Consider the following 1,694-nt stretch of genomic DNA (forward strand, 5'->3'; position numbering starts at 1 on the left):
AGGTGTCGAGTCACAACGCGAGCTCGAAGTTTTGGCTGGTATTGGTGTTGATTACATGCAGGGTTTCCTCTTTTCTCAGGCATTGCCAGTCGTGCTACTCGATACCGCTCAAGCACATGACACACTTTTTAATGGTGTGATGGTTAAACCGACTCAAGATGCGATGCTGCAGTCGTTATGTCATCACGATGTGCGCCGACTCGACCCAGGTGAACCGCTGTCTTTGGCGGTGGAATACATGAATCTGAGCCCAAGCGCACCTTTGGTGGTCATCAATGAAAACCGCTGCGTTGGGTTGATCACCAAAGAGCAAGTCAACTTGCACATGACGCCAGCGATGGGGACAGATTTAGAAACCGAGCGCGAACATCGACTTTGGAAACGGCCAGTCAATCAGGTGATGAGCACCGCATTTGAGCAAGTTGATGCCTGTTTGCCAGTAGCGGCCATTCGAGATTTGATCAAAGCTGGTATAGGCTTCCCTTGGATCTTGTGCGACGCCAAAGAAGAATATCGTGGGCTACTCACTCAAGATGATGCCTTGCAGTATCTGGCTTCTTGCTAATGACTAGGTCAAGTATTGCTGCACAGGCTTAATATTGAACGCATGAGCTTAAGCCTGTTTGATGCAATTTGGATCGCAAGTTAGGCGGAGAGTTTAGGTGGTTTGGCGATAGGTGATTTGCTATTATCGCCACCCCAAAACGACTTTTGAGCTTGCATTCAACATGATTCAACAATTGCTGGTTACTTTCCCTCCAATGTTATTTGGCGCACAAGCGCTGCTGACTTTGCTTTTGATCAAGGGCGATATTTGTCCGGGTCAGCGAGGTCGTCTCCACAAAATGTTGCCTGCGATAGGGGTACTTTGGCTTGCGGTAGCATCACTTCGTATTGAAGCGTTTATGGTGGTGTTCGCGATTTTCTATTTCTACTCTCAAGTTCAGACCAAGAAAACGCGTGAAAAGGGCCCGTTGTGGGCGCTGCATTTAGCGAATGGTTTGGCGTTTGCTTACGTGAGCATTCAAGTGTTTGAACAGCCGAATTGGCCTGCTTCAGCAGCGATGGCTGTGATGATCTTCTTCTTAGGTGCGTCGTTCTCTCCATTGCTGCTTACGATTGCCCGTAGCCGACTACAGGCGTTCCACCGTATTTTACCTGTAACGGGTATTGTGTCTGGCATGCTATTGGTGCTTGCGACTTTATTTTCATCGTACCAATTTGATGAAGCTACGCTTGCGAGCGCAACGCAGCCGATTTTGATCTCTTTAGCGCTGCTTATCTCTACCATTGTGGTTTGGTGTTGGCATATCTTCACACACAAGGCGCCAGAAAAAGTGCAACTGAGCATTGCTTTGCTGCTTGCTCTTGCTTCCATGACAAGCCTACAAGGTTTGTTTGCTCTGGCTGTTTAACAGTCTGATAGTGAGTTCACGATCTCGAGTGAGCTCACTTTAAATTCTCCAGATCCTGTCTACGCTGTATGTATATACCCAAGTAACCTCTAGATGCTTGGTTCAGCGAGAATGACTTGGTTTGAAGGCGAGGCAACAATTTGAAGATCTAGTGGTTCTAAATCAAAAATTGTTAACAAAGCATGCGAACCAAGATAACTCGCCCTTTGGGAGCGTGTCACTAAAGCAATTTCATCGTCAAAAAACTTGGAAATATCTGGCTATTCCGCAGCGTTGTTT

The 1,694-nt window shown here is 47.0% G+C and carries 1 protein-coding gene and 1 pseudogene; both read left to right on the forward strand.

Annotated elements, in window-relative coordinates:
* Positions 1–565 (forward strand): annotated as a pseudogene (locus R7Q47_RS23750) (hypothetical protein); the annotation flags it as partial.
* Between the two features lie 163 nt (positions 566–728).
* Positions 729–1,415 (forward strand): hypothetical protein, encoded by a 687-nt coding sequence (locus R7Q47_RS23755; protein WP_318089601.1) that lies wholly within the window; start codon positions 729–731, stop codon positions 1,413–1,415.
* Positions 1,416–1,694 lie beyond the last annotated feature (279 nt).

Source organism: Vibrio sp. Vb0349, assembly GCF_033338975.1.